Below are 23907 nucleotides of genomic sequence, written 5' to 3' on the forward strand. Positions count from 1 at the left end.
CCCGATCCTACCGTGCGATGCGGTGCGTCCCCGTCGGCGGATCCCCAGCTCCACCGCGCTCGACCGGCGGCAGGCGGGGCGAATCGGGGATGCGCTCGCGCCACGAGCGGGATTGCCCGGCGCGCAGCGCGCACAGCACGAGCATGAGCCACCCGTATCCGTGCAGGGTGAAGCTCTCGAATAGCGAATCCACCAGCAGTGTCACGAGGATGAGCGGCGTCCACGCGTAGAGGATCGAGCGCCGTTCGGTGGCCACGAGCCACGCACGCCCGAGCGCGAGTCCGGCGAACGCGATGAACAGCAGCAGGCCCACCCAGCCGAGTTGGAGCACCACGTCGACGTAGGCGTTGAGCGCCGACCCGTGGCGGTCGTTCAGCGCCCGGTTGATCGCGATGAACGGGAAGTCGCCCCGCGACCAGGCGCCGAACCAGCCCCACCCCTGCACCGGTTCGAACCGGATGTACGCGGCGGTCTGCGACCAGAGCTCTGACCGGATGGAGAAGTCGGTGCCCGCACCGATCCACCGGATGATGCGTTCGCGCAGCAGATATCCCAGGAAGGCGCCGACCAGCACCACGCTCCCGAGCGCCAGCTGCACCGTCGCCCGTGCCGACCGGCGCACCCGGCGCACGAGCGTCAGCACCGCGGTCGCGGCGGCCGTCGCCACGGCCAGGACGAGAACGGTGGGCGAGTCCGACAGTGCTGCGAGGAGCGCGGCCAGGGCAGCCGAGAAGAGCGACAGGCCGGGACGCACCGACACCGTCCGCCACTCGATGTAGAACGTGATGAGCGCCAGCACCGCGATGAAGCCGAGCGCGTTGCGCGTGCCGAAAGCCCCCTGGATCGGCCCGAGAGAAGCGATGTCGCCCTCGATGCCCAGGAACGCGAACGGCATGTCGAAGAAGACGCCCGAGAGGAGCTCGAGGACGAGCGAGGTGATGAGCAGCACGCGGAACACGTCCGCGAGAGCACGCACCGTCTGCAGGGTGTCGCGGGTGTTCCCGATGACGACGGCGAGGAATGCGATGCTCCCCGCCGACAGCCAACCGGCGATCGTGCCGCCCTCGTCGGTGGTCCAGGCCACGCTCGCCAGCGCCCATCCGAGGAACAGCACGAGCGTGGTCGGCGCGACCCGCACGAGCGAGAGCTCCCGGCGCCGCACCACGAGCATCGCAGCGCCCAGGATGCAGAGACCGGCGATGACCGCGTTGTAGGTCACCCTCCCCGCGGTGCGCTCCACGAGATGCTCCGCGAACACGGCGGCGAGGGCGGTCTGCGCGAACGCCTGCGCGAACGCGGCCGAGTCGAGCGTGCGGACGAACCACGAGCGGGAGAGCTCGGGCGGGCTCACCGGGTGCCCTCCAGCGGCCACGCGGCCGCGAGGGTCGAGCGGCGTCGCACCGGCGTTCCGCGCAGTCGGGCCGGAGCCTGCTTGATCGCGAAGGCGAGCATGACGAGGAGGAACCAGCCCCAATTCAGCAGCGGGGACGACTCCGTCAGGCTCTGAACCGCCAGGATCGTCGCCACGAGGGCCGGGATGAGCAGCAGGCGGGAGCGGGGCGCGCGCGGTTCGCCCGGCTCGGGCACACGTCCGAGCGCGAGGAACCACGCGCGCCACGTGAAGGCCCCGAGGGCGACGGCGAAGAACACCACGCCGACCAGGCCGAGCTGCATGGCGACGTCGAACCACGTGCTGTGCGCCTGCATGACGCTCACGCCGCGATCGACGATCCACCCGTCGAACGACGGGTCGGTCGGCACCCAGGGAACGGAGTACCCCCAGCCGTACAACGGGCTCTGGGCGAATCGCTCGAGCACCGTCGCCCAGATCTCCTTCCGTCCGCTGAGGTCGGAGGAACGGCCGAGCACGTCGAAGAGCTCGTCCTGGAAGACCCACAGCGTCGTCACGAGGGCGACGCCGAATGAGACGAAGACGACGTAAAGAACACGCCGGGTCGCGGCATCCGGAGCGCGCCGCATCAGCAGGACGACCGCGATCACGATGACGATCGCGAGCGCGCACATCGTCGCGGTCGCCGACGACCCGCGCCAGAAGCAGAACGCCGAGACGCCGAGCCACGCCACGAGCGGCCACCGCGCCGCATCTCGGGTCACGAGCTGCAGGCCGAACACGACGAGCCCGAGCAGCGCGATGTACGCGAGGGAGTTCGCGTTGCCGAAGATGCCCTGGATGCGGTCGTCGGTGAAGAGCTTGTCGCGCGACCAGAACTGGATCGGATCCCCGGCGAAGTCGGGTCCGGGACGGACGAAGTGCGGCAGGATCGGCCCGCGCCACACGAGCGAGACCCACAGCTCGAACGCGATCGAGAGCGCCAGCATCCACTTCACCGCCGCCGCGATCGCGTGGATGATCTGACGTCCCGTGAGCATCGACGCGACGAAGAGCGCCTGCGCCGTGGTCGCCAGCAGCAGCGCGAGCGTGAGGGCGGTGGCGCCCGGCCACGCGGTCCAGGTCAGCGAGGCGACCGCCCAACCGACGTAGGCGAGGGCGAACCAGGGAAGCCGGCGCCAGGCGCGATGCGGACGCCGGATGATCCAGATGGCGGCCGAGACCAGGGTCGTCACGCCGGCGACGATCGCCGAGCCGACGACGCCGAAAGCCATGAGCCAGGCGGTGCCGGCCATCGACGAGGCGATGACCGCGACGCACCACGCGCGGACGAACCGCGACTCCATGGGGGAGATGGGCACCGACGTTGTCACCGCGGCGGGCGGATGCGAGTCGGGGGCCATGATCCCCTCAGGGTAGCGCGGCGTCGATCGCGTTCCCGGGGACCCGGACGATGTGCAACGGCATCGTTGCGAACCCATACCGAGCGGGAGGATGCCGCGTGATCGCGGCCCGCGCGATGGTCAGCGGACGGGGTCGGCCAGGCGGTCGCCCTGCTCCATCGCGAGGCGCTGCTCGGACGGTCCACGGCCCACCAGCGGAGCCTGCTTGATCTTGAACGCGAGCAGCACGATGAGGAACCACCCCCAGTTCAGCAGCGGAGCCGACTCGGCGATGCCCTGCACCAGCAGGATCGTGGCGACCAACGAGGGCAGGAGCGTCAGCGTCGTGTAGGGGCGATCGGCGACGAGGTCCCACCGCGGCCGATCGACCGCGAAGAACCACGATCGCCAGATGAAGGCCAGCAGCGCGAGGCTGATCAGCACGACGCCGACGAATCCGAGCTGGAGGGCGACGTCGAGCCACATGTTGTGCGCCTGCATGACGCTCACCCCGTGATCGATGATCCACCCGTCGAAGGCCGGCTCGCTCGGAACCCACGGGGTCGAATAGCCCCAGCCGAGGAACGGTCGCTCGGCGATGCGCTCGCCGACGGCCTGCCAGATGCGCTCGCGTCCGGTGAGGTCGGCCGAGCGGCCGAGGAGCCCGAAGATCGTGTCCCTGCCGAGCCACAGGACGGCGCCGCCGAGGCCGGCCACGAAGACGTAGGCCACGTAGAACCGCGTGCGCTCGCCGGGGCGACGAGCGGTGCGCATGAGGAGGATCGTGATGAGGACGACGACCACCGCGACCGCGCACAGCAGGGCGGTGGCGGACGCCGCACGCCAGAACAGGAAGGCGGCGAGCGCCGTCCAGAGAGTGAGGAGGAACTTCCGGGGCGCACCGCCGGCGATGCGGATGACGAAGACGATGATCGCCAGGAGCGCGATGTAGGCGAGCGGGTTGGCGTTGCCGAAGATCCCCTGCAGGCGGCCCCCGTTGAGCAGGTTGTCGCGCGACCACAGGGTGATCGGGTGCTCGTCGAAGCCGGCGGGAGGACGGACGAACCCCGGGAGGATGTCGCCGCGCCAGACGAACGTGACCCAGACCTCGAAGAGGATCGACAGCGCCAGCATCCACTTCAGAGCGGACGCCAGCGCGCGCTCGATCTCGCGCCACGTGAAGACCGCGCCGACGAACATCGCCTGCACCGTCGTCGACAGCAGCAGGAGCAGAGTGAGCTCGGTGGCGCCGAGCCACTCGGTCCACAGCAGCGACGCCACAGCCCAGGCGACATAGGCGAGGGCGAACCACGGCAGATGCCGCCACTGCACGCGCGGCCGCAGCGTGACCCAGAGGATCGTCGAGACGACGCCCGTGACGACGACGACAGCAGCGGCGGCGACGACGCCGAAGGCCATGAGCCAGCTCGTGCCCGCCATCGACGCCGCGATGACGAACACGCACCACCCGCGGAGGAGGAGATGCCCGGTGGTCTCGCGCACCGGGGCGACCGGTGGCGCGGAGACGGGATGACGGGAGTGCACGGCCATAGTTGAGTCAGGGTATCGCGTCGCGTGCCCGGGCTTGCGGGGATTCCTCCCCATGGGCCGCCTGCGGCGGCTTATCCATGAATCGTAGATACGTTCTATACTCGTGTCGATGCGGCATGCCAGAATGCCATACATGGGGACGAACCGATCGAGCAGCGACGAGCAGTCGTGGGCGCGCATCCGCGCCGAGCTCGACGGCGCCGTGGAGCTGCTTCGTTCGCAGGATGCCGTCGAGATCGCTCGGTTGCGGAAGCTCGCTGTCCTGGGCCGTGAAGCTCTGTCGATGTCGCGGCGGAACGGGCTGCTGGGCCGTGAGACGGATATGCAGCTGCGGGCGGTGGCGGCTGAGTTCGCGGCGATCGCGCGGTGCGGCGATCGGCGGGTGCAGAACGAAATCGGCCGTGCGCTGGAGATCGTCGATGGGAACCCGCTCGTGCTCGCCGCGTGGGAGGACGGCCGGCTCACGGCCAAACATGTCGACGATGTGGTGAAGCTCGGCCGGAACATCCCCGAGGAGAACCACGCGGAGTGGCAGGAGGCCGCCATCGCGGTGGCGGAGCGGGATGTGCCGGCGCGGGTACATGGCGCTCTGGAGTCGTTGGCGCAGCATTTCACCGCACGCACGTTCGCGGAACGCCACAAAGCGGCTGTCGCGGACCGGGGCGTGTTCCTGCGTGACCTGGGTGACGGGATGTCGGAGCTCACCCTGCGGGGTGCGACGACGCTGCTCGTGGCGATCGACGATCGGCTCAACCAGATGGCGGTGTCGACGATCGACGCGTCCAAGGAAGCGGCGGCGGAAGACCGCGCGGCCGGTGAGGAGCACGACCCGGACACCCGCACCCGCCAGCAGGTCAAGGCGGACGTGCTGTGCGACCTCGGCTTGACCGGCGGGCCGGCGGTGGACCCCACCCATGGTGTCGATGGGAAGACCTCGCTCGGCGCGATCCGCGCTCGAGTGCAGCTTGTCGTGACGGCCGACACCCTCGCCGGGAAGGACGACCGTGCGGCCGAGATCGTCGGCGCGGGCCTGATCGACGCGGACACCGCCCGGACCCTCGCCGGGGATGCCACCCTCTGGGACCGCGTGTATCTGGATGCGACCACCAAGACGGTGACGCGTGTCGATCAGTACCGGCCACCGGCTGCATTGCGGAGGATGCTGCAGGCGCGGGATCGGCATTGCCGGTGGCCGGGATGCCACCTCCCCGCGATCCGGTGCGAACTGGATCACTCGATCGATCACGCCCTCGGCGGTCCGACGTGTGAGTCGAACCTGTGCAACCTGTGCCAGAGGCATCATTCGATGAAGCAGTTCACCGACTGGCTCGTCCTCCAGCTCGGCGGCGGGGTGATTCAGTGGACTTCCCCGACAGGCCGGGTCTACCGGGAAGACCTCCCGGTCCCGTCGGTGTGCTTCACCCCGGAGTTCATCGCCGAGCGACCACCACCCGACACGCCACCCCCGTTCTGACACCGCTCACCCGGCCCGCGCCTCGGCGACCGTCGCTCTAGGCTGGTCGTGTGCTGATCCCGATCTCGAACACGCCGCGCGACTACGCCTGGGGCTCGATCTCCTTCATCTCCGAACTCGAGGGGCGCGAGCCCACAGGCAAGCCCGAGGCCGAGATCTGGTACGGCGACCATCCGGGCAGTCCCTCACGCGTCGACGACGGCTCCGGCCGCACGCTCGATGACGCGTTGGCGGATGCCGATCAGCCCCCGCTGCCGTACCTGATGAAGATCCTCGCCGCGTCGATGTCGCTGTCGATTCAGGCGCACCCGTCGCGAGCGCAGGCTGCCGAGGGTTTCGCGCGTGAGGAGGCCGCCGGCATCCCGCGCGATGCGACGGAGCGTCTCTACCGCGACGAGAACCACAAGCCCGAGATCATCGTCGCCCTCTCGAAGGACTTCTGGGCCCTCGTCGGGCTGCGCCCCCTCGACCGGACGCGGGGATTCGTCTCGCGCCTCGCCGATGAGTCCGGCGGCCTGCGCGGTGTCGAGGCGCTGCAGGCGATCCTCGAGGCAGACGGTGACGATGCGACCGTGCTCCACGGCGCCCTCGCGTGGGCGCTCTCGGACGAGGGCGTCGCTGCGGTGCCCGATGTCGTCGCGGCGCTGAGGGTCGCCGAGATCCCGGACTACGAAGACGAGCAGAGGTTCCTCGGCGAGATCGCCGGGCAGTTCCCCGGCGACGGGGGAGTGATCGTCGCGCTCCTCATGAACCTCGTCAGACTGCGGCGCGGCGAAGCGCTCTTCGCACCGGCCGGAGTGCTCCACGCCTACCAGGACGGTCTCGGCGTGGAACTCATGGCCGCGAGCGACAACGTCCTGCGCGGCGGCCTGACGCCCAAGCACGTCGACGTCCCCGAGCTGCTCCGCGTCGTCGACACGACTCCCGGGCCCGCCCCCGTCATCGAAGCGACCCCGTCGGGCGACGGCGTCGTCGCCTACGACGTCGACGTGCCGGACTTCGCGCTCCAGCGCGCGACGGTGACGGAAGACGCCCCCGTCGAGCTCACGCTCATCGGCACGGCGACGGTCCTCGTCACGGCCGGGCGCCTCAGCGTGACGACCGACTCCGACGCCGACGCCGTCGACCTCGTCCCCGGACGGGCGGCCGTGGTCGCCGCTGCGTCGTCGATCCGCCTCGTCGGATCGGGGGAGGCGTTCATCGCGCAGCCCGGTCGTTCCTGACACGCGGCGGTCCGCGACACGCCGGTGACGCGCCGCAAAGGTTAAAGAGCTCCTTGAGGGTTTACGATCCGCGACTTGACCCGAGCGAATGACACGGGTGTAATTAATCAAGACACGCGGACTCGCGTGACGGTCGGCGGGGAGGGAACACGATATGACGGCATACCGTTCGGGCGTCCCCGACAACTGGTTCGTCGATCCGGTCGACCTCGGCGTCCCCGGCGTCCGACGGCCCTCGACCGAGGGCGACGACAGCGCCCTGGCCTGGCAGACCGATGCCCTGTGCTCCCAGACCGACCCCGAGGCGTTCTTCCCCGAGAAGGGCGGCTCGACCCGCGACGCGAAGCGCATCTGCACCTCGTGCGACGTGCGCGGCGAGTGCCTCGAGTACGCACTTCAGAACGACGAACGGTTCGGAATCTGGGGCGGACTCAGCGAGCGCGAGCGCCGCAAGCTCAAGCGCCGCGCCTGACTCGGGATCTGGGCGACCCGCGCGGCCGATGCCGCGAACGGCGCACCGCCCGCCTAAGCTGACCAGGTCATGCCGGTCCGAGTCCACGCGCTGCTCGTCGTGCGTCCCGATGGACGTGCGCCCGCGGCATTCCACCTCACGCGCACCCTCGCCGCCCTCCGCGAGCAGACGCGTCGCGTCGACGCACTCACGATCGTGCTGTGCGGCGGAGACGAGCGACTGCGGGGCTTGGCCGAGCAGTCCGGCGCCGAAGCGGTCATCACCGCGCCCGCTCGCACCGGCTACGCCGCGGCGCTCGCGATGGCGTCGCGGCGGCTCGACGGCGATGCGGTCTGGCTGCTCGCGCAGGACACGGCGCCCGAGCCCGACGCGCTGAGCCGTCTCGCCGCCGCACTCGAGACGGCCCCGTCCGTCGCCGTGGCCGTCCCCAAGATCGTCGACTGGGACGACCGGACGCGCATCGTCTCCCTCGGCCGCTCGATGACCCGGCTCGGCAGCGCCGTCGGACTCGCCGACGGCGAGCACGACCAGGGCCAGCACGACGCCTCCGAGGACGTGCTCGGCGGGGACGTCCGGGGCCTGCTCGTGCACGCCGCAGCCTGGCGTGAGCTCGACGGACTCGATCCCGCGCTCCACGGCGCCGACGAGGGTCTCGACCTGGGCGTCCGCGTCCGGCTCGCGGGTGGCCGCGTCGTGCTCGCCCCCACGTCGCTGATCGCGGTCGCCTCCGACGGCGTGGCCGGTCCGCCCGCGCCCCGCACCACGGCCGCCCGAGCGCGCCGGGTCCATGCGGCGCGCGTCGCGCAGCTCCATCGTCGCCTCGTCTACGCGCCGGCCCCCGCTGTCGCGCTCCACTGGCTCTCGCTCCTCCCGCTGGCGCTGTGGCGCACCATCCTCGATCTCGTCGGCAAGCGCCCCGCGCGCATCGGCCCGGAGTGGTCGGCCGCCGCCACCGTGCTCGTCGGTCTCGTCCCGGTGGCGCGTGCGCGGCGTCGCATCGCGAACCACCGCCGCGCCTCGTGGGCGCAGCTCGCCCCGCTGCGGGTGAGTAACCGCGTGCTCCGTCAACGACTCGTCGAAGACGAGTCCGGCGGCGCGGGCATCCGCCGCACCGACCTCGCATTCTTCTCGGGCGGCGGCGCCTGGGCCGTCCTCGCCGCGCTCGTCGTCTCGGTCGCGGCCCTCCCCGCCGCGCTCAGCTGGCCGTCCATCGGCGGCGGCGCGCTGGCACCGCTCGCCTCGTCGGCGTCGCGACTCTGGGACGAGGCGATCGGGGTGCAGCGCCCGCTCGGCTGGGACACGATCGGGCCGGCGGACCCGTTCTCCCTCGTCATCGCCCTGCTCGGCAGCGCGTCGCCGGCCGAGCCGTCGCGCGCGATGGTGCTGCTCTGGCTGCTCGCGCTGCCCCTTGCCGTCCTCGGCGGCTGGTTCGCGGCGACCCGCGTCACCGAACGACCGACGCTGCGCATCATGGGCGCCGTGCTCTGGGCGTTCGCCCCGACCTTCCTCGTCGCGTTGACCGACGGGCGCCCCGCGGCCGTCATCGTCCACCTCGTGCTGCCCTGGCTCGTCTTCACCGGCGCTGCAGCTCACCGGTCCTGGGGCAACGCGGGCACCGCCTCGATCCTGCTGGCGATCGTCGTCGCCTGCGCCCCGATCCTCGCCGTCCCCGCAGCGGTCGTCTGGTTCCTCGGGCTGATCCTCGCCGCCGCACTCCGCGGACGACGGGCGGGATTCCGGTGGGCGTGGCTCCTCGTCCCGACGATCGCCCTCGCCGCCCCCATGGTCATCGCCCGGCTGCGCGAGAACGACCCGTGGTCGCTGCTCGCCGACCCGGGCGTGCCGCTCCCCGGCAGCGCGCTCCCCGCGGATGCGATCGGACGGATGCTGCTGGCCGCCGGATTCCCGGCAGACCCCGGCTGGTCGGCGATGCTGGGGGCCACGGGGCCGTCGCTGTGGATCGTCGCCCTGACCGCGCCGCTCCTGCTCGTCGCCGTGGGCGCCGTCTTCTCGCGGCGCCGCCTCGCGGGCGGCATCCTCCTCGCGCTCGCGGTCGTCGGCATCCTCACCGCCTTCGCAGCGGCGGGCGTTTCCATCGCCGTGACCGCGACGACTCCGATCCTGCTGTGGCCCGGCACCGCCCTGAGCCTGGCGTGGGTGGGGATCGCCGGTGGTGCGCTGCTCTTCCTCGAGACCGTCACGACAGCGCGGGCCGCGCGCACGGCTGTCGCCGCCGTCGTCCTGTCGGGCGTCGCCGCCGCGGCGTTCCCCGCGCTCACCGCCCACGCGATGGACCGGTCGGCGATCGGCCGCGGCGACGTCAGCACCCTCCCGGCCTACATCGCCGCCGAAGGCCGCGGGTCCTCCGGCATCGGCACCGTCATCCTCCGCCCGACCGGTTCCGGCGTCGCCGCCGAGGTCGTCTGGGGCGGCAGCGCCACCGTCGGGGGACAGTCGACGCTCGTCTCGGCGCGCACCTCGCTGACGCCCGCCGACGGCGAGCTCGCCCAGGTCGCCGCCGATCTCCTGTCGAACTCCGCGGGCGACGTGGTCGGTCGCCTGCGCGACCACGGCATCGCCTTCGTCCTCGTGTCGCCCGAAACGGCGGGGGAGCCCGCGGCCGCCCGCACCACCCGACTCGCCGCCGAGACCGCGCTCGACAGCCGAGACGGACTCGACGTCGTCGGTCTCACCGACAAGGGCGAGCTGTGGCGGCTCTCGCAGGGTGTCGAGGCTCGAAGCGACGCACCTGTCGCCGCGCGCGCCGCGGCCGCGGCCGGATGGACGGCGACCGCGATCGTCTTCGGGATCGCACTCCTCCTCGCCCTGCCCACCAGGGGCAGTCGATCGGCGTCGCGCGTCATCCCGCGGGTCGCCGGCCTGCGTTCGGGACGAAAGGTCGCCCGATGAGCTCCGCACGAACGCGTCCCGTCGTCCGCATCATCGGAGGCGCCCTGGCCGCCGTCATCGTGACCGGCGGCGTGGCCGCCGCCGCGCTGGCTCCGTGGCCGACGACCGAGCGGGCCGCCCTCGGGCGCGACGTCTCACCCGATGCGGCTCGCTCGATCGTGGCGTGCGACGGTCCGCTCCTCGCGCTCGGACGCGACGAGACGGCCGCCGGTGCGATCACCGAAGCCGCCCCGGGCGCTCTGGTCTCGGGATCGGACGGGGCCACGGCATCCGAGTTCGCCCTCTCGACGCCGGATCGCGCCGCCGTCGAGTCGCCCGTCGCCCTCGCCGCCGATCCGGCGGGCGGCGAGCGGTCCGACCTCGCGGCCGCGTCCGCGGCGACGCTCGCCGACGAAGATCTCCGCGGCCTCGCGGTCTCGGCCTGCTCCCGCCCCGCCCTCGAGTCGTGGCTCGTCGGCGGATCGGCGGCCACGGGAGCGAGCGACCTGGTGCTCCTGACGAATCCCGGCGATGTCGCCGCGCGGGTCGACCTGCGCGTGTTCGGAGCCCAGGGCGCCCAGGATCCGGTCGCGGGCCAGGACGTCGTCGTCGCGGCCCGAGCGCAGCGGGCCATCCCGCTCGCCGCGCTCGCCCGCGGCGAGGAGAGCCCCGTCATCCGCGCGACGGCCGAGGGGGCGCCCGTCCGAGCGTCGTTGCAGACCGCGCTCACCCGGACCCTGATCGCGGGCGGGGTGGACCAGGTCGGCGCCACCGCCGAACCCGCCGCCGAGCAGGTGATCCCGGCCGTCGACGTCACGGTTCCGCCGGACGGTGCGGCTTCGGCGGGCGGTCTCACGGCGCGGCTCCTGGCCACGGCATCCGACACCACCGCCTCCGTCGTCGTGCGCGACGTCGCGACCGGCGCGGAGGTCTCGCGCGACGACGACATCGCTCTCGTCGCGGACCGCCCGGTCGCTCTCGAGGTCACCGGGATGCCGGTGGGCGTCTACACCGTCTCGGTCTCAGCCGACGCGCCCGTCGTCGCCGCGGCGTGGACCTCGACCGATCTCGGCGCACCGGCGGACTTCGCGTGGTCCACCGCGGCCCCGCCCATCGACGCGCCCACTCTGGTCGCGGTCGCCGGCGGACCGTCGCCGGTGCTCGCCGTCTCGGCGGCGACGGACGCGACCGTGACGCTCACACCGCTCTCGGGCGCGGCGCCGCAGACGCTCCCGGTGGCGGGCGGGTCGACCGCATCCGTCCCGCTCGTCGCGGGCGAGGTGTACCGGCTGGATCCGGGGGAGGCGACGGTGCGCGCCGCCGTCGGCTTCAGCGCCGCCGGGCAGCTCGGCTCGTACGCGGTAGACGCATCGGCGACCGCGGCGGCGCAGCTGACCGTCTATCCCTGACGCCACCCGGCCGGGATCCGCGCGCGCAGGATCAGAAGAACCGGAAGCGATCGGGACCGAGATCCCACGGGTCGCGGTCGAGGTACTCCGCCGCCGCCCGGAAGACGCTGCTCTCGATCGCCATCCGGCGGTGGAGATCGTCGTTGCGGTGCAGCCGGCCGAGGCGCTCGATCGGCAGGCGGTACAGGATGATGCGCTTCTGCTCGGTCGACACGCTCCACCGCGGGATGCCGTCGTCGTCGCTGGCCGGGGGCATCCCGGCGACTTCGAAGCGGACCTCGCGCAGCTCGGGCCAGGCGCTGCGGAGGAACTCGGCCGCGGTGCCGACCGCCAAGTCGAAGCGTTCCGGCCGCGTCTCGAGGGGCGGCAGCGGGGGACGGACGACGGGACTGCGGTCATCGCGGCCGTGACGGCCGTGGCGCGAGGGCCGCTGCGGCTGCGGGGGAGCCGGGCGCGAGCGGCGGCGGATCATGACGCCCATCCTATGCGTGCCGTCGTCCGGCGGGCCTCGGCGCGGCATCCCGGTCGAGAGCCGCCACCGCCGTTACCGTGGGAGGGATGCGCGAGAGACTCTGTTCGAAGGTGGGGTGCGCCCGCGAGGCGGTGACGACCCTCACGTACGACTACGGCGACCAGATGGCGGCGCTCGGACCGCTCGGCGGCGGCACCGATCCGCACGCGCACGACCTCTGCGCGATCCACACCGACCGCCTGTCGGTGCCGAAGGGGTGGGTCGTCATCCGTCACGAGACCCTGCGGGTCTGACCCGCGGGCCCGACGTCGTCGACGGCCCGATCGGCGCGGTCGACACGGGATTCACCGGACGGGGAAACCCCGCGGTGCGTCCGGCGCGGAGCCCGTCAGCGACTGCGCTCGCTGGTCGATGCGCTGAAGTGCCGCGAACTCGCGATCGCGGCGCAGGGCGACGACGGCGCGGACGAAGGTCTCGGCATCGGCGGGTGGGATCGGCGCGACGAAGGGGCGCACCTCGGCCGCGATGCGCTCGGCCGACCGCATCCGTGCGGTCGGATCCATTCCCGCGGCCGTCCGCGCGAACTGACCGGCTCGCCGCGCGACGCGGTCGGGGAGCCGTGCCACGTCGGCGACGCGAGCCCACTCGGCGAGCTGATCGGGGACGGGCCCGGCGGGGAAGGGCAGCTTCGGCGCGCGTGTCCGCTCGCAGTACGTTCCGGCCACCATGTCGCCGAGCCGCGTCGAGCGCGGGGTGAAGGTGGCGACGATGCCGGCCAGTGCGCCGAACGTGAACCAGATCTCGAGCACGCCGAGGAGCGCTCGGATGAACGCCTGCCGGAACCCGGTCGCGCCGCCGTCGGTGCGAACGATGCGCCCGCCGACCGCGAGCTTGCCGAGGCTGCGTCCGCGGGTGATCGTCTCGACGGCGGTGGGGATGACCACGAGCACGAGGACGAGCACGCTGATCGTCAGGATGGGCGACAGGGAGTCGAGACGGAGGCCGCCGACGATCCAGTTCGCGACGAAGAAGAACAGCAGCAGGATGCCGATCGAGCACAGCACGTCGATGAGGGCGCCGACCGCGCGCAGGAAGAAGCCGAGCGGCTGCACGTCGAGCGCGACGGCCTCGCCGGTGAGGATCTCGTCCTGACGGATCTCGACCGTGGCGGCGGGCATCGTCATGGGTACAGTTAAGCAAATGGACCTCGACGCCCTGGTCGCAGCCCGCCGCGCCGAATGGGATCGGCTCGACGAGCTCGGCCGTGCCCGGCGGCTCTCCAGCGCCGGCGTCGACGAGCTCGTCGCCCGGTACCGGGCCGCATCCGCCGACCTGGCCGACATCAAGACCTCCGCCGGCCGCAGCGTCGAGGGCGACCGGCTGTCGATGATCCTCTCGCGTGCGCGGCTGCGGCTGACCGGGACGCGCGACAACGTGCTGCGCCAGCTGCCGCGCTTCTTCCTCCACCAGCTTCCGGCCGCGCTGTACCGGGTGCGCTGGACGACCCTCGCGGTCGCAGTCGCGTTCATCGTGATCTCGTCGCTCGTCGCCTTCTGGGTGTCGGGCGACCCGGCGGCGATCGCCTCCCTCGGTTCGCAGGCCCAGCTGGAGCAGTACGCCGAGAACGACTTCACGGCGTACTACAGCGACAACCCCGCGGCCGTCTTCGCCGGGACGGTGTGGACCAACAACGCCTGGATCGCCGCGCAGTGTGTGCTCTTCGGCATCACCGGAGTCTGGCCGCTCATGGTGCTCATGCAGAACGCCGTGAGCATCGGGCAGGCCGCGGCGATCCTCATCGCGTTCGACCGCGGCGACGTGTTCCTGCTGCACATCGCGCCGCACGGCCTGCTCGAGCTCACGTGCATCTTCGTCGCCGGGGCGACGGGCCTGCACATCTTCTGGGCATGGATCGCGCCGGGACCGCGCGGCCGCGGCGAGGCGCTGGCGGCAGCCGGCCGGTCGCTCGCGACCGTCGCGATCGGACTCATCCTCGCTCTGGCGCTCGCCGGCCTCGTCGAGGGCTTCGTCACCGCCCAACCCTGGCCCTGGCCGGTGAAGATCGGTCTCGGCGCTCTCGCCCTCGGTGTCTTCCTCGCCTACATGCTCGGTCTCGGCCGCCTGGCGGCTCGGCGCGGCGAGACGGGGGATCTCACCGAGTACGAGGCTGGCACGCCTCGGCTCGTCGCAGGCTGATCGGATGCCGCGGGTGACACCACCCCCGGCTCCTGTTTTGATCCGATCAAAGAAAGTGGCTAGACTGGGGTCATGACGATCGTGACCGCGCCGGAGGCCATCCGCGCCGTCGGGCTGCGTGTCACGGACTCGCGCGCGGCGGTCTATGCGGCCCTCCGCGCCCGGCCGCACGCGAGCGCCGACGACATCTTCGCGCTCGTCGCGGAGGCGATGCCCCAGGCCAGCCGGCAGTCCGTCTACAACGCGCTCAACGATTTCGCCGACGCAGGTCTCGCGCGGCGCATCGAACCGGCCGGTCGTTCGATGCTGTTCGAGCTGCGCGTCGGTGACAACCACCATCACCTCGTGTGCACCGGCTGTGGCCGCGTCGAGGACGTCGACTGCGCGGTGGGCCATGCGCCCTGCCTGCATCCCTCCGACGATCACGGCTTCGCCGTCGTCTCGGCCGAAGTGACCTACTGGGGGCGGTGCGCCGCCTGCGCGGCGATCGACACCGCCGCCTGACCACCTCTCCTCTCCGCAACCGACTCTCCCCCCCCCAACCCGACTCCCCTCAACCGCTACGGAAGGATCACCATGAGCGATCGCGACCCGCAGTCCGCGCCCCTCGGCGAGGACGTGACGGAAGCCGACCAGGCCGTCACCCCCATCGACACCCCCGAGGACGAGCGCGCCGATGGCGAGACCCGCCCGCGCCCGAACGACGCCTCGGCCTGCCCCGTGATGCACGGCGACGCGCCGGCTCAGGGTCACGGCTCGCACGGCGGCCAGCCGCATCCCACCGTCGGCAACGCCAACCACGTCTGGTGGCCGAACCAGCTGAACCTCCGCATCCTCAAGAAGAACCCCGTCGAGGCGAACCCCGTCGGCGGCGACTTCGACTACGCGGCGGCGTTCGAGGCGCTCGACCTCGCGGCCGTCAAGAAGGACGTCGAGGCCGTCCTCACCACGTCCCAGGACTGGTGGCCCGCCGACTTCGGCCACTACGGCCCGCTCATGATCCGCATGGCCTGGCACTCCGCCGGCACGTACCGCGTCACGGACGGGCGCGGCGGCGGCGGCGCCGGCCAGCAGCGGTTCGCGCCGCTGAACAGCTGGCCCGACAACGTCAACCTCGACAAGGCGCGCCGCCTGCTGTGGCCCGTCAAGAAGAAGTACGGCCAGTCCATCTCGTGGGCCGACCTCATGATCCTCGCCGGAAACGTCGCGCTGGAGTCCATGGGCTTCTCGACCTTCGGCTACGCCGGTGGACGTCCCGACGTCTGGGAGCCGGACGACGACGTGTACTGGGGCCCCGAGACGACGTGGCTCGCCGACGAGCGCTACTCGGGCGACCGCGACCTGGAGAAGCCCCTCGCCGCCGTGCAGATGGGCCTCATCTACGTGAACCCGGAGGGCCCCAACGGCGAGCCCGACCCGCTGAAGTCCGCTCGCGACATCCGCGAGACCTTCGGTCGCATGGGCATGAACGACGAGGAGACCGTCGCCCTCATCGCCGGCGGCCACACCTTCGGCAAGACCCACGGCGCCGCACCCGATTCGAACCTCGAGGACAACCCCGAGGCGGCCGGCATCGAGGCGCAGGGCCTGGGCTGGAAGAACAACAACGGCACCGGTCACGGCGACGACACGATCACGTCGGGCCTCGAGGTCACCTGGACCTACCACCCGACCCGCTGGGACAACGAGTTCTTCCACATCCTCTACGCGTACGAGTGGGAGCTCATGCGCAGCCCCGGCGGCGGACACCAGTGGCGTCCGATCAACGGCGGCGGCGCCGACATGGTCCCGCTCGCCCACTCGAACGGCCGTCGCGAGCCCCGCATGCTCACGAGCGACCTGGCGCTGCGCGTCGACCCCGCCTACGACGAGGTCTCGCGCCGCTTCAAGGACGACCCGGTGGCCTTCGGCGACGCGTTCGCCCGCGCCTGGTTCAAGCTGACCCACCGCGACATGGGCCCGATCGCCCGCTACCTCGGACCCGAGGTGCCGCAGGAGGAGCTCATCTGGCAGGACCCGCTGCCGGCTGTGGACCACGACCTGATCGACGACGCGGATGCCGCTCAGCTCAAGGAGCGGATCCTTGCGACCGACCTCACCGTGGCCGAGCTCGTCGCCACGACGTGGGCCGCGGCATCCACCTTCCGCGGCAGCGACAAGCGCGGCGGCGTCAACGGCGCGCGCATCCGCCTCGCCCCGCAGAAGGACTGGGAGGTCAACAACCCGGCCCAGCTGCAGCGCGTGCTCAGCGTGCTCGAGGGCGTGCAGGCATCGTTCAACGACGCCCGTACCGACGGCAAGAAGGTGTCGCTCGCCGATCTGCTCGTCCTCGCCGGCAACGCCGGTGTGGAGAAGGCCGCTCGTGACGGCGGCGTCGAGGTCACCGTGCCCTTCCGCCCCGGACGCACCGACGCCACGGCCGAGCAGACCGACGAGCTGTCGTTCAGCCACCTCGAGCCCGCCGCAGACGGCTTCCGCAACTACCAGGGCCCGAACGCGGTGCTCCCCGCCGAGCACCACCTCATCGACAAGGCGAACCTGCTCACGCTGAGCGCCCCCGAGATGACGGTGCTCGTCGGCGGCCTGCGCGCCATCGGTGCGAACTACGACGGATCGTCGTACGGCGTCTTCACCGACCGCCCGGGCACGCTGACGAACGACGTGTTCGTGAAGCTGCTCGACCTCGGCGCCACATGGAAGCCGCTCGACCCGGGGTCGCACGCCTTCCGCGGCGTGAACGCCGACGGATCCGAGATCGGCATCGGCACGCGCGTCGACCTGCTGTTCAGCTCCAATTCCGAGCTGCGCGCGATCGCCGAGGTCTACGCCTCGGACGACGCGAGCGAGAAGTTCGTGCGCGACTTCGTCGCGGCCTGGACCAAGGTCACCGAGCTCGACCGCTTCGACCTGCGCTGAGCCCCGCGGCATCCGATCGCCGGATGCCGGAAGGCCCGCCCCCGACTCCGGGGGCGGGCCTTTCCGCGTTACGGGCTCGGTCGACGGCTGCCCGTTCTCAGGAATTCTGCGGGCGTGGTGGGTCGGAGGTCGTTCGGGGCGATTCTTCTTCCTGAGAACCTGCGCGGCACGAATGCGGCTGCCGGCGCGGTCGGCTGCGCGGCGTCGACGTATAGTGCGTGCCGGGCGCGCGGGCCGTCGTTCTCAGGTGTTCTGGGGGCGTGTGAGGCCGTAGGGCGTTCGCGGACTCGTTTGTCCTGAGAACGTGCCGGGCGCGGACGGATCGGCGCAATGCGGAGGCTGCAGTATGTCCCACCTTCTGCTGCTTCACTGCCCGCCAGGCGACAGAAGGTGGGACACCACACGCGGGAAGAGGGACAAGGATGCCGCGCCTCGGCCCGAGCCGGCCCCGGGATCACGGCGTCAAAGCCGGCCGGCCGCCTTCAGCGCGAGGTAGTGGTCGGCCACGGCGGGTGGCAGGCTATCGGCGGACGCGGTCAGGGCCTCCCCGCCGGCACGTCGGATCGCAGCGGCCACCCGATCGGCATCGCGGACGGCGCGTGCGATCGCCGCTTCGCGGTACACGTCGTCCGCGGTGCGTTGCGCGGGCCCGGCCTCCGGCGCGTCCATCGCCGTGCCGACCAGCACGGTCGCCCGCTCGGTCAGGGCCGGGAGGGCGCCGAGGAAGCCACGGGCGCCGTCGGGGGAGTCCTGCGCGGTCAGGAGCACGACGAGCGACGGGCGGGAGGTGAGCGCGCGGACCTCGGCGGCCACGGCGCTCCAGTCGGTGTCGATGAGCGTGGGTTCGACCGGCGACATCGCGTCGACGAGAGCGGGAAGCAGTCGAGCCCCGTCGACCCCCGTGACGCGAGCTCGCCGCGCGCGGTCGAACATGACGAGATGGACGTGGTCGCCGGCGCGCGTCGCGAGGGCGCTCAGCAGAAGAGCCGCCTCCATCGACGCGTCGAGCCGGACGCCGTCGCCGACCCGGGAGGCGCTCGTGCGCCCGGTGTCGATGACGATCACGACGTGCCGGTCGCGCTCGGGTCGCCACGTGCGGAGCATCGTCGTCCCCGCTCGCGCGGTCGCCCGCCAGTCGATCGATCGGACGTCGTCGCCGCGCACGTACTCGCGGAGGCTGTCGAACTCCGTGCCGCGTCCCCGCACCTGGATGCTCGTGTTGCCGTCGAGTTCGCGCAGCCGCGCCAGGCGCGAGGGCAGATGCCGGCGCGACGTGAACGGGGGCAGCACGCGCAGCGCGCCGGGAGCGTCGAGCACGCGCTGGCGACCCGCGATCCCGAGCGGCCCGGAGCTGCGCACCGCGACGAAGGCGGTGCGCAGCTCGCCGCGACGGCGGGGGAGCAGCGGCAGCACGACGGCGCGACGCTCGCCGGGCGGCACCTCCAGCGCGGCCCTGGCCGCCCCCGCTCCCGCGGTCGGCTGCCACCCGTCGCGCAGCAGCCCGTGCACGCGGCGCCGACCGTCGTTGCGCACGAGTACGGTCGATGCCACCGACTCGCCGAGCCGGGCTCGCGCGGGCAGCCGGCGTTCGATGCCCAGCGCGCGGGGCGACCCCGCGACGCTGACGTCGACGGCCACGACCGCGAGGCAGAGCACCGCCCACGCGAGCGCGACGGCGACCGCGTCGAGGCCGGCCGCGGGGGCGAGCACGACGGGGACGACCCCGACGGCGACGAGGAGCGCGAGACGACCGGTGACGAACACGAGGATCAGATCGGAACGCGGGTCTGCTGCAGCACCGAGCTGAGGATCGTGTCGGCCGACACGCCCTCGATCTCGGCATCGGGGCGCAGCTGCAGGCGGTGCCGCCACGTCGGGACGAGCATCGTCTGGACGTGATCGGGGGTGATGGCCGGGTAGCCGCCGAGCCAGGCCCACGCCTTGGCCGCGGCGAGGAGCGCCGTCGATGCGCGGGGGCTGGCTCCCAGCTCGACCGAGGGCGACTCGCGTGTCGCGCGGGCGAGGTCGACGACGTAGCCGATGACGTCGTCCGACACCTCGACGGCTGCCGCATCGAGCTGCGCGGCTCGGATCTCGTCGGCCGTCACGACCGCCGTGACACCCGCGGTCTCGAGCGAGCCCGGGCGGAACCCGTCGGCATGCCTGCGGAGCACGGCGACCTCGTCATCGCGACCGGGGACGTCGATCAGCAGCTTGAGGAGGAACCGGTCGAGCTGCGCCTCCGGCAGCGTGTAGGTGCCCTCGTGCTCGACGGGGTTCTGCGTCGCGGCGACGAGGAAGGGATCGGGCAGGGGACGCGAGACGCCGTCGGCCGAGACCTGCCGCTCCTCCATCGCCTCGAGCAGCGCCGCCTGCGTCTTCGGGGGTGTGCGGTTGATCTCGTCGGCCAACAGGATGTTCGTGAACACGGGGCCGGAGCGGAACTCGAAGCCACCGGCTCGCGCGTCGTAGACGAGCGAGCCGGTGACGTCTCCGGGCATGAGGTCGGGCGTGAACTGGATGCGGGTCGTGTCGAGGCCCACGGCTCGGCTGAACGAGCGGACGAGCAGCGTCTTGGCGACACCCGGCACGCCTTCGAGCAGCACGTGGCCCCGCGCGAGCAGGGCGATCAGCAGGCCGGTGACGGCGCCGTCCTGCCCGACGACGGCCTTGCCGACCTCGAGGCGTACGCGGTTCATCGCCTCGCGCAGCCGGTCGGTATCGGTCTCGCTCATGGGGTCTTCCTTTCGGGGCGGACGGTTCGGATGACGGCCCGCTCGATCTCGCGCAGGCGGTCGGCGGCCTCGACGAGGTCGCGATCGGATCGGGGGACGTCGTCGAGCAGGATGCCGCGCACCCGCGCGCGATCGGCGTCGAGCCGCGCGGCGGCGGCATCGGCGATCGCCGCGGCATCGGCTCCGCCGAGGCCGAGCACGCGGCCGATGCGCACCAGGGCCTCGCGCCGGAGCTGATCGAGCGCGTGGCCGGGATCGCCTGCGGCGGCGTAGAGGCGTGCGCGGCCCTCGGTCGTCTCGGCGGCCCGGACGGTGACGGGCAGATTCTCGGTGACGAGCGGGCCGAACCGGCGACCGCGCCACAGCGCGGCGGCGAGGGCGGCGGATGCCAGGAGCAGCATGGCCGGCGTCACCCACGGCGGCGTCAGCTCGCCCAGCGTCGGCGCGGCGGCGATCGAGCCGTCGCCGATCGACGGCAGGTACCAGACGACGGCGCCGGTCGCGCCGAGCAGATTGAGCGCGAGGGCCGCGTGGCCGTCGGTGGCGAGGTGCTCGTTCACGAACAGTGCGGTGGCGTCGACCGCGACCACGCGAGTCGCATCCGATCCGGCGGCGACGAGTCCGAAGCCGGTGCCGACCGGATAGCAGGCGTCCGTCCCGGCACCCGGCTCGAACATCTCGCCCGGGGTGATCTCGCCACTGATCTCCGCCTCGGTCACGGCGCACTCCGGGGCTGCGGCCGCGTCGGCGAAGCCCGCCGAGGTGCTGCCGTCGACGAGGAGGCGGAGATCGCGGGTGCGCGGCTCGAGGAGGACGGTGCCGGTGGCGGTATCCCGGAGGTCGGTGAGATCGGCGTCGTCGAGCGGGGCCGTGTCGCCGAGCGCGAGCGTCGCCTCCTGCTCCGAGAGCGCGCGGACGGCGGCGTCGCGGTCGCGGGCCACGATCACCTCGACGCCCCGATCGCGCAGCACCTCGACGAGGGCGCGGGATCCCTCGGGACCGGCCGATTCCGGGTCGAGGAGACCGCGCACGGGGGTCGTGTTGATCCCCGCGATCGCCGCGACCGCGAGACCCGCGACGATGAGGCCGCCCACGATGCCGGTCCAGCCGAGCGCCGAGCGTCGGCGTTGCGATGAGGCCACGGCGCTCACGCGAGAACCTCGCCGCTCACGCGAGGACCTCGGCGCGGCTGCGCTCCAGGCGTTCGTCGAGGTCGCGCACGTGCTCGTACGCGCTCCTGCTGCCGGGCCGGCGCAGATAGCGCACGTCGTCGAACGAGCGGGCCGCCTCATCCAGGTCGGAGGCCGCGGACGGGAAGGCCCGTGTCGCGGCATCCGCGAATCGGTGCACCGTCGCACCCGGCTCGGTCTCGACGATCGTCCGCTCCGCGAGCCCGCGGGCGAGGGCGCGCACACGGAGGATGATCGCCTCGTCCCAGTCGTCGCGGCGGGCCGCCGCGACGGCGTCGGCGCGCAGCTCGACGGCGCTTCGGGCCTCGCTCTCGCCGAACAGCGGTGCCGGCGTCGTCGAGCGCGCAGCGAGACGCGGGCGGCCCCAGATGACGAGCGCGACGATGACGAGGACGACGATGACGGCGATCGCGACCACCGCGAGCCACGGCCCGGCCGCATCGGGCACCCGCCCGCTGAAGATCGACCCGAGGAATTCCGCGACGCTGCGGGCGAAGCGATCGATGGGCGTCGGCTCCGCCTCCTGGTAGGCGGTCTTCGACAGCTCCTCCTCGGCCCAGCGGCGGGCCTCGTCGGGGTCGGGGGCGACCGGGAAGGCGAGCGACCTCATGCGCCGCGGTCGGCTCCCGGCGCGGTCCAGTCGGTGGCGGACGCGCCGGATGCGGGCGGAGCGGGCGGGGCGGGCGGGGCGGGCGGCGCCGTCGGGTACGCGGACGGCGCGGGCGGGGCGGGGGGATAGCCGGGCGCCGCCCAGCCGCCGGCGGGCGGCGACGTGGGCATCCTGCGCTGCGGCATCTCGCGTCCGACGTGCTGCAGGTAGGGATCGGGGAGGTCGCGCTCGCCGGCATCCCGGCGGTCGACGTACGACGACAGGTCGAGGTCGAGGCCCTCGTGCCGCATCCGGCCGTCGACGTAGACGAGCGCGCCCGCGGTCGACTGGACGATCATCGCGATCGTCTGGATGAGGGTGACGAAGGCCTGCGCGATGAGGGTGCCGAGGAGCAGTGTGATGATCTCGCCCGGTCCGGGGTCGCCGGTCGGCGTGATGACCGCCGTGACGGCGCCCGTGAGGAAGGAGAACGGCACGCTGACGACCTGGGCGAGCAGGCTGAACGACAGCGAGATGATGACGACGATGCCGAGCGTCGACCAGAAGCGGCCGCGCGTCAGGTGCCACGAGCGCGCGATCGCCCCGAAGACGCTCGCGCGCTCGAGGACGATCGCCGACGGAACGAGGAGGAGCTTCGTGCTCAGCCACAGGCTGAGGGGGATCGCCGCGAGGACGAGGAGGATCGCGAGCCCGACGGCGACGGGCGCGGCGGCGAACGCGAGCACCACGATGCCCGTGACGAGGACGCCGAGCACCGCCAACACGATGAGCGAGACGAGCGCGGTGTATCCGATCAGCCGCCAGGCCACCGGCTTCACGCGTCCCCACAGCACCCCGAGGGTGTGCTTCTCGGCGAGCACCGACTGGGCGACCTCGCTCACGACGATGCCCTGGACGATCACGCCGAGCGCGCCGGCGGCGAGGGAGAGGACGAGTCCGGTCGCACCGCTGATCGCGATGGATCCGGCCAGCACCGCCTCGAACTCGTCGGTTCCCGGCTGCAGCGTCGCGAGGCGTCCGAATGTCGCGAACCCCACGGCGACGAGCGCGGCCGTCACGACCAGGAGCGAGACCGTCTGCACCACGAGCGCGAAGCCGAGCAGCACCTTCGGGTTCTGACGCAGCGCGGCGAACGAGCGCCCGAGGATGGTTCCGAAGCCGAGCGGCTGCAGCGGGATGATCCCGGGCCGCGGGGCGGGGGTCCACGAGGGGTAGGCCGTCACGTGCGCTCCTGACAACAGTCGGCTCGGTCGCTCCCATCGTGTCATACGGGTGTCGGGTCGTGTCAGGCGGCGGTCGGGTACGGTAAAAGAGCGCACGTCGCGCGAGCCCGAGCCGAAAGACGAACGCCCCGACATGACTTCTCGCATCCTGGTTGTCGACGATGACACCGCGCTGGCGGAGATGATCGGCATCGTGCTGCGCACCGAGGGATTCGACACCGTCTTCTGCGCCGACGGCGCAGCCGCCGTCGAGGCGTGGCGCACCGAGAAGCCCGACCTGATCCTGCTCGATCTCATGCTCCCGGGCGTCGACGGCATCGAGATCTGCACCCGTGTGCGCGCCGAGTCCGGCATCCCGATCATCATGCTCACCGCGCGCACCGACACCGCCGACGTCGTGCGCGGCCTCGAGTCCGGCGCCGACGACTACATCGTCAAGCCGTTCAACCCGAAGGAGCTCGTCGCGCGCATCCGCACGCGGCTGCGCCCGGCCGTCGCCGCACCCGCCGAGACGCTGCGCATCGGCGACCTGGTCGTCGACGTCGAGGGACACGAGGTGCGCCGGGCCGACGAGCAGATCGCGCTGACTCCGCTGGAGTTCGAGCTTCTCGTGGCTCTGGCCTCGAAGCCCCAGCAGGTCTTCTCGCGCGAGATGCTGCTCGAGCAGGTGTGGGGGTACCACTACAAGGCCGACACGCGGCTCGTGAACGTCCACGTCCAGCGCCTGCGGGCCAAGGTCGAGGTCGACCCCGACAACCCGCGCATCGTGACGACCGTGCGCGGGGTCGGATACCGCGCCGGCGCCGTGGTCTGA

20 protein-coding genes are annotated in these 23907 nt (G+C 72.3%); 10 read left to right on the top strand and 10 right to left on the bottom strand.

Annotation, left to right across the window (positions count from 1 at the left end):
- Window positions 1–7 precede the first annotated feature (7 nt).
- The 3 genes from F6B42_RS11355 to F6B42_RS11365 all read right to left on the bottom strand — a co-directional run bounded on the left by F6B42_RS11355 (window position 8) and on the right by F6B42_RS11365 (window position 4284).
- The gene (locus F6B42_RS11355) at window positions 8–1351 is read right to left on the bottom strand and encodes an O-antigen ligase family protein (RefSeq protein WP_150419820.1); all 1344 of its coding nucleotides are present in this window, start codon (window positions 1349–1351) and stop codon (window positions 8–10) included.
- Complete coding sequence (locus tag F6B42_RS11360) at window positions 1348–2754, bottom strand: O-antigen ligase family protein (protein WP_191089346.1); 1407 nt, start codon at window positions 2752–2754, stop codon at window positions 1348–1350. Before F6B42_RS11360 ends, F6B42_RS11355 begins: the two co-directional genes overlap by 4 nt.
- A gap of 120 nt (window positions 2755–2874) precedes the next feature.
- The gene (locus tag F6B42_RS11365; RefSeq protein WP_150419822.1) at window positions 2875–4284 is read right to left on the bottom strand and encodes an O-antigen ligase family protein; all 1410 of its coding nucleotides are present in this window, start codon (window positions 4282–4284) and stop codon (window positions 2875–2877) included.
- Window positions 4285–4417: 133 nt separating this feature from the next.
- Between F6B42_RS11365 and F6B42_RS11370 the strand changes: the two genes are divergently transcribed.
- The 5 genes from F6B42_RS11370 to F6B42_RS11390 all read left to right on the top strand — a co-directional run bounded on the left by F6B42_RS11370 (window position 4418) and on the right by F6B42_RS11390 (window position 11751).
- The gene (locus F6B42_RS11370) at window positions 4418–5758 is read left to right on the top strand and encodes an HNH endonuclease (protein ID WP_223878464.1); all 1341 of its coding nucleotides are present in this window, start codon (window positions 4418–4420) and stop codon (window positions 5756–5758) included.
- A gap of 50 nt (window positions 5759–5808) precedes the next feature.
- Window positions 5809–6981, top strand: a complete 1173-nt coding sequence (gene manA / locus F6B42_RS11375; protein ID WP_150419823.1) for a mannose-6-phosphate isomerase, class I — start codon at window positions 5809–5811, stop codon at window positions 6979–6981.
- A 154-nt stretch (window positions 6982–7135) separates the two neighbouring features.
- Entirely contained in the window at window positions 7136–7453 is a 318-nt protein-coding gene (locus F6B42_RS11380; RefSeq protein ID WP_150419824.1) for a WhiB family transcriptional regulator, read from the top strand.
- Window positions 7454–7522: 69 nt separating this feature from the next.
- Window positions 7523–10363 (top strand): glycosyltransferase, encoded by a 2841-nt coding sequence (locus F6B42_RS11385; protein ID WP_150419825.1) that lies wholly within the window; start codon window positions 7523–7525, stop codon window positions 10361–10363.
- Window positions 10360–11751, top strand: coding sequence for a DUF5719 family protein (locus F6B42_RS11390; RefSeq protein ID WP_150419826.1), 1392 nt, complete (start codon window positions 10360–10362; stop codon window positions 11749–11751). The genes F6B42_RS11385 and F6B42_RS11390 overlap by 4 nt, the downstream gene beginning before the upstream one ends.
- A 31-nt stretch (window positions 11752–11782) precedes the next feature.
- Here F6B42_RS11390 and F6B42_RS11395 read toward each other — a convergent pair whose 3' ends face one another.
- Window positions 11783–12223, bottom strand: coding sequence for a metallopeptidase family protein (locus F6B42_RS11395; protein WP_191089347.1), 441 nt, complete (start codon window positions 12221–12223; stop codon window positions 11783–11785).
- Window positions 12224–12309: 86 nt separating this feature from the next.
- Between F6B42_RS11395 and F6B42_RS11400 the strand changes: the two genes are divergently transcribed.
- A complete protein-coding gene (locus F6B42_RS11400) occupies window positions 12310–12516 on the top strand; it encodes a DUF3499 family protein (protein WP_150419827.1) in 207 nt (68 codons plus the stop codon).
- A gap of 51 nt (window positions 12517–12567) precedes the next feature.
- On the opposite strand, the gene F6B42_RS11405 is transcribed toward F6B42_RS11400, so the two are convergent.
- Window positions 12568–13407: an RDD family protein gene (locus F6B42_RS11405; RefSeq protein WP_223878465.1), complete on the bottom strand. Its 840-nt coding sequence runs from the start codon at window positions 13405–13407 to the stop codon at window positions 12568–12570.
- Between the two features lie 16 nt (window positions 13408–13423).
- On the opposite strand from F6B42_RS11405, the gene F6B42_RS11410 reads away from it, so the two are divergent.
- The 3 genes from F6B42_RS11410 to katG all read left to right on the top strand — a co-directional run bounded on the left by F6B42_RS11410 (window position 13424) and on the right by katG (window position 17335).
- A complete protein-coding gene (locus F6B42_RS11410) occupies window positions 13424–14419 on the top strand; it encodes a stage II sporulation protein M (protein WP_150419828.1) in 996 nt (331 codons plus the stop codon).
- Window positions 14420–14491: 72 nt separating this feature from the next.
- Window positions 14492–14923, top strand: coding sequence for a Fur family transcriptional regulator (locus F6B42_RS11415; protein WP_150419829.1), 432 nt, complete (start codon window positions 14492–14494; stop codon window positions 14921–14923).
- A gap of 72 nt (window positions 14924–14995) precedes the next feature.
- Complete coding sequence (gene katG / locus F6B42_RS11420) at window positions 14996–17335, top strand: catalase/peroxidase HPI (RefSeq protein ID WP_150419830.1); 2340 nt, start codon at window positions 14996–14998, stop codon at window positions 17333–17335.
- Window positions 17336–17797: 462 nt separating this feature from the next.
- Here katG and F6B42_RS11425 read toward each other — a convergent pair whose 3' ends face one another.
- The 5 genes from F6B42_RS11425 to F6B42_RS11445 are packed head-to-tail and all read right to left on the bottom strand — an operon-like array spanning window position 17798 to window position 23093.
- Window positions 17798–19099 carry a DUF58 domain-containing protein gene (locus F6B42_RS11425; protein ID WP_150419831.1) on the bottom strand — a complete coding sequence of 434 codons (1302 nt, stop codon included), beginning with the start codon at window positions 19097–19099 and terminating at the stop codon, window positions 17798–17800.
- 5 nt (window positions 19100–19104) lie between these two features.
- A complete protein-coding gene (locus tag F6B42_RS11430; RefSeq protein ID WP_150419832.1) occupies window positions 19105–20070 on the bottom strand; it encodes an AAA family ATPase in 966 nt (321 codons plus the stop codon).
- Window positions 20067–21212: a DUF4350 domain-containing protein gene (locus F6B42_RS11435; RefSeq protein WP_223878466.1), complete on the bottom strand. Its 1146-nt coding sequence runs from the start codon at window positions 21210–21212 to the stop codon at window positions 20067–20069. Before F6B42_RS11435 ends, F6B42_RS11430 begins: the two co-directional genes overlap by 4 nt.
- Before the next feature lie 25 nt (window positions 21213–21237).
- The gene (locus F6B42_RS11440; protein WP_150419834.1) at window positions 21238–21870 is read right to left on the bottom strand and encodes a DUF4129 domain-containing protein; all 633 of its coding nucleotides are present in this window, start codon (window positions 21868–21870) and stop codon (window positions 21238–21240) included.
- Window positions 21867–23093, bottom strand: a complete 1227-nt coding sequence (locus tag F6B42_RS11445) for a glycerophosphoryl diester phosphodiesterase membrane domain-containing protein (RefSeq protein WP_150419835.1) — start codon at window positions 23091–23093, stop codon at window positions 21867–21869. The genes F6B42_RS11440 and F6B42_RS11445 overlap by 4 nt, the downstream gene beginning before the upstream one ends.
- Before the next feature lie 133 nt (window positions 23094–23226).
- On the opposite strand from F6B42_RS11445, the gene mtrA reads away from it, so the two are divergent.
- Window positions 23227–23907: an MtrAB system response regulator MtrA gene (gene mtrA, locus F6B42_RS11450; RefSeq protein ID WP_150419836.1), complete on the top strand. Its 681-nt coding sequence runs from the start codon at window positions 23227–23229 to the stop codon at window positions 23905–23907.

The sequence above is a fragment of the Microbacterium radiodurans genome, assembly GCF_008710705.1.
Lineage (GTDB): Bacteria > Actinomycetota > Actinomycetes > Actinomycetales > Microbacteriaceae > Microbacterium > Microbacterium radiodurans.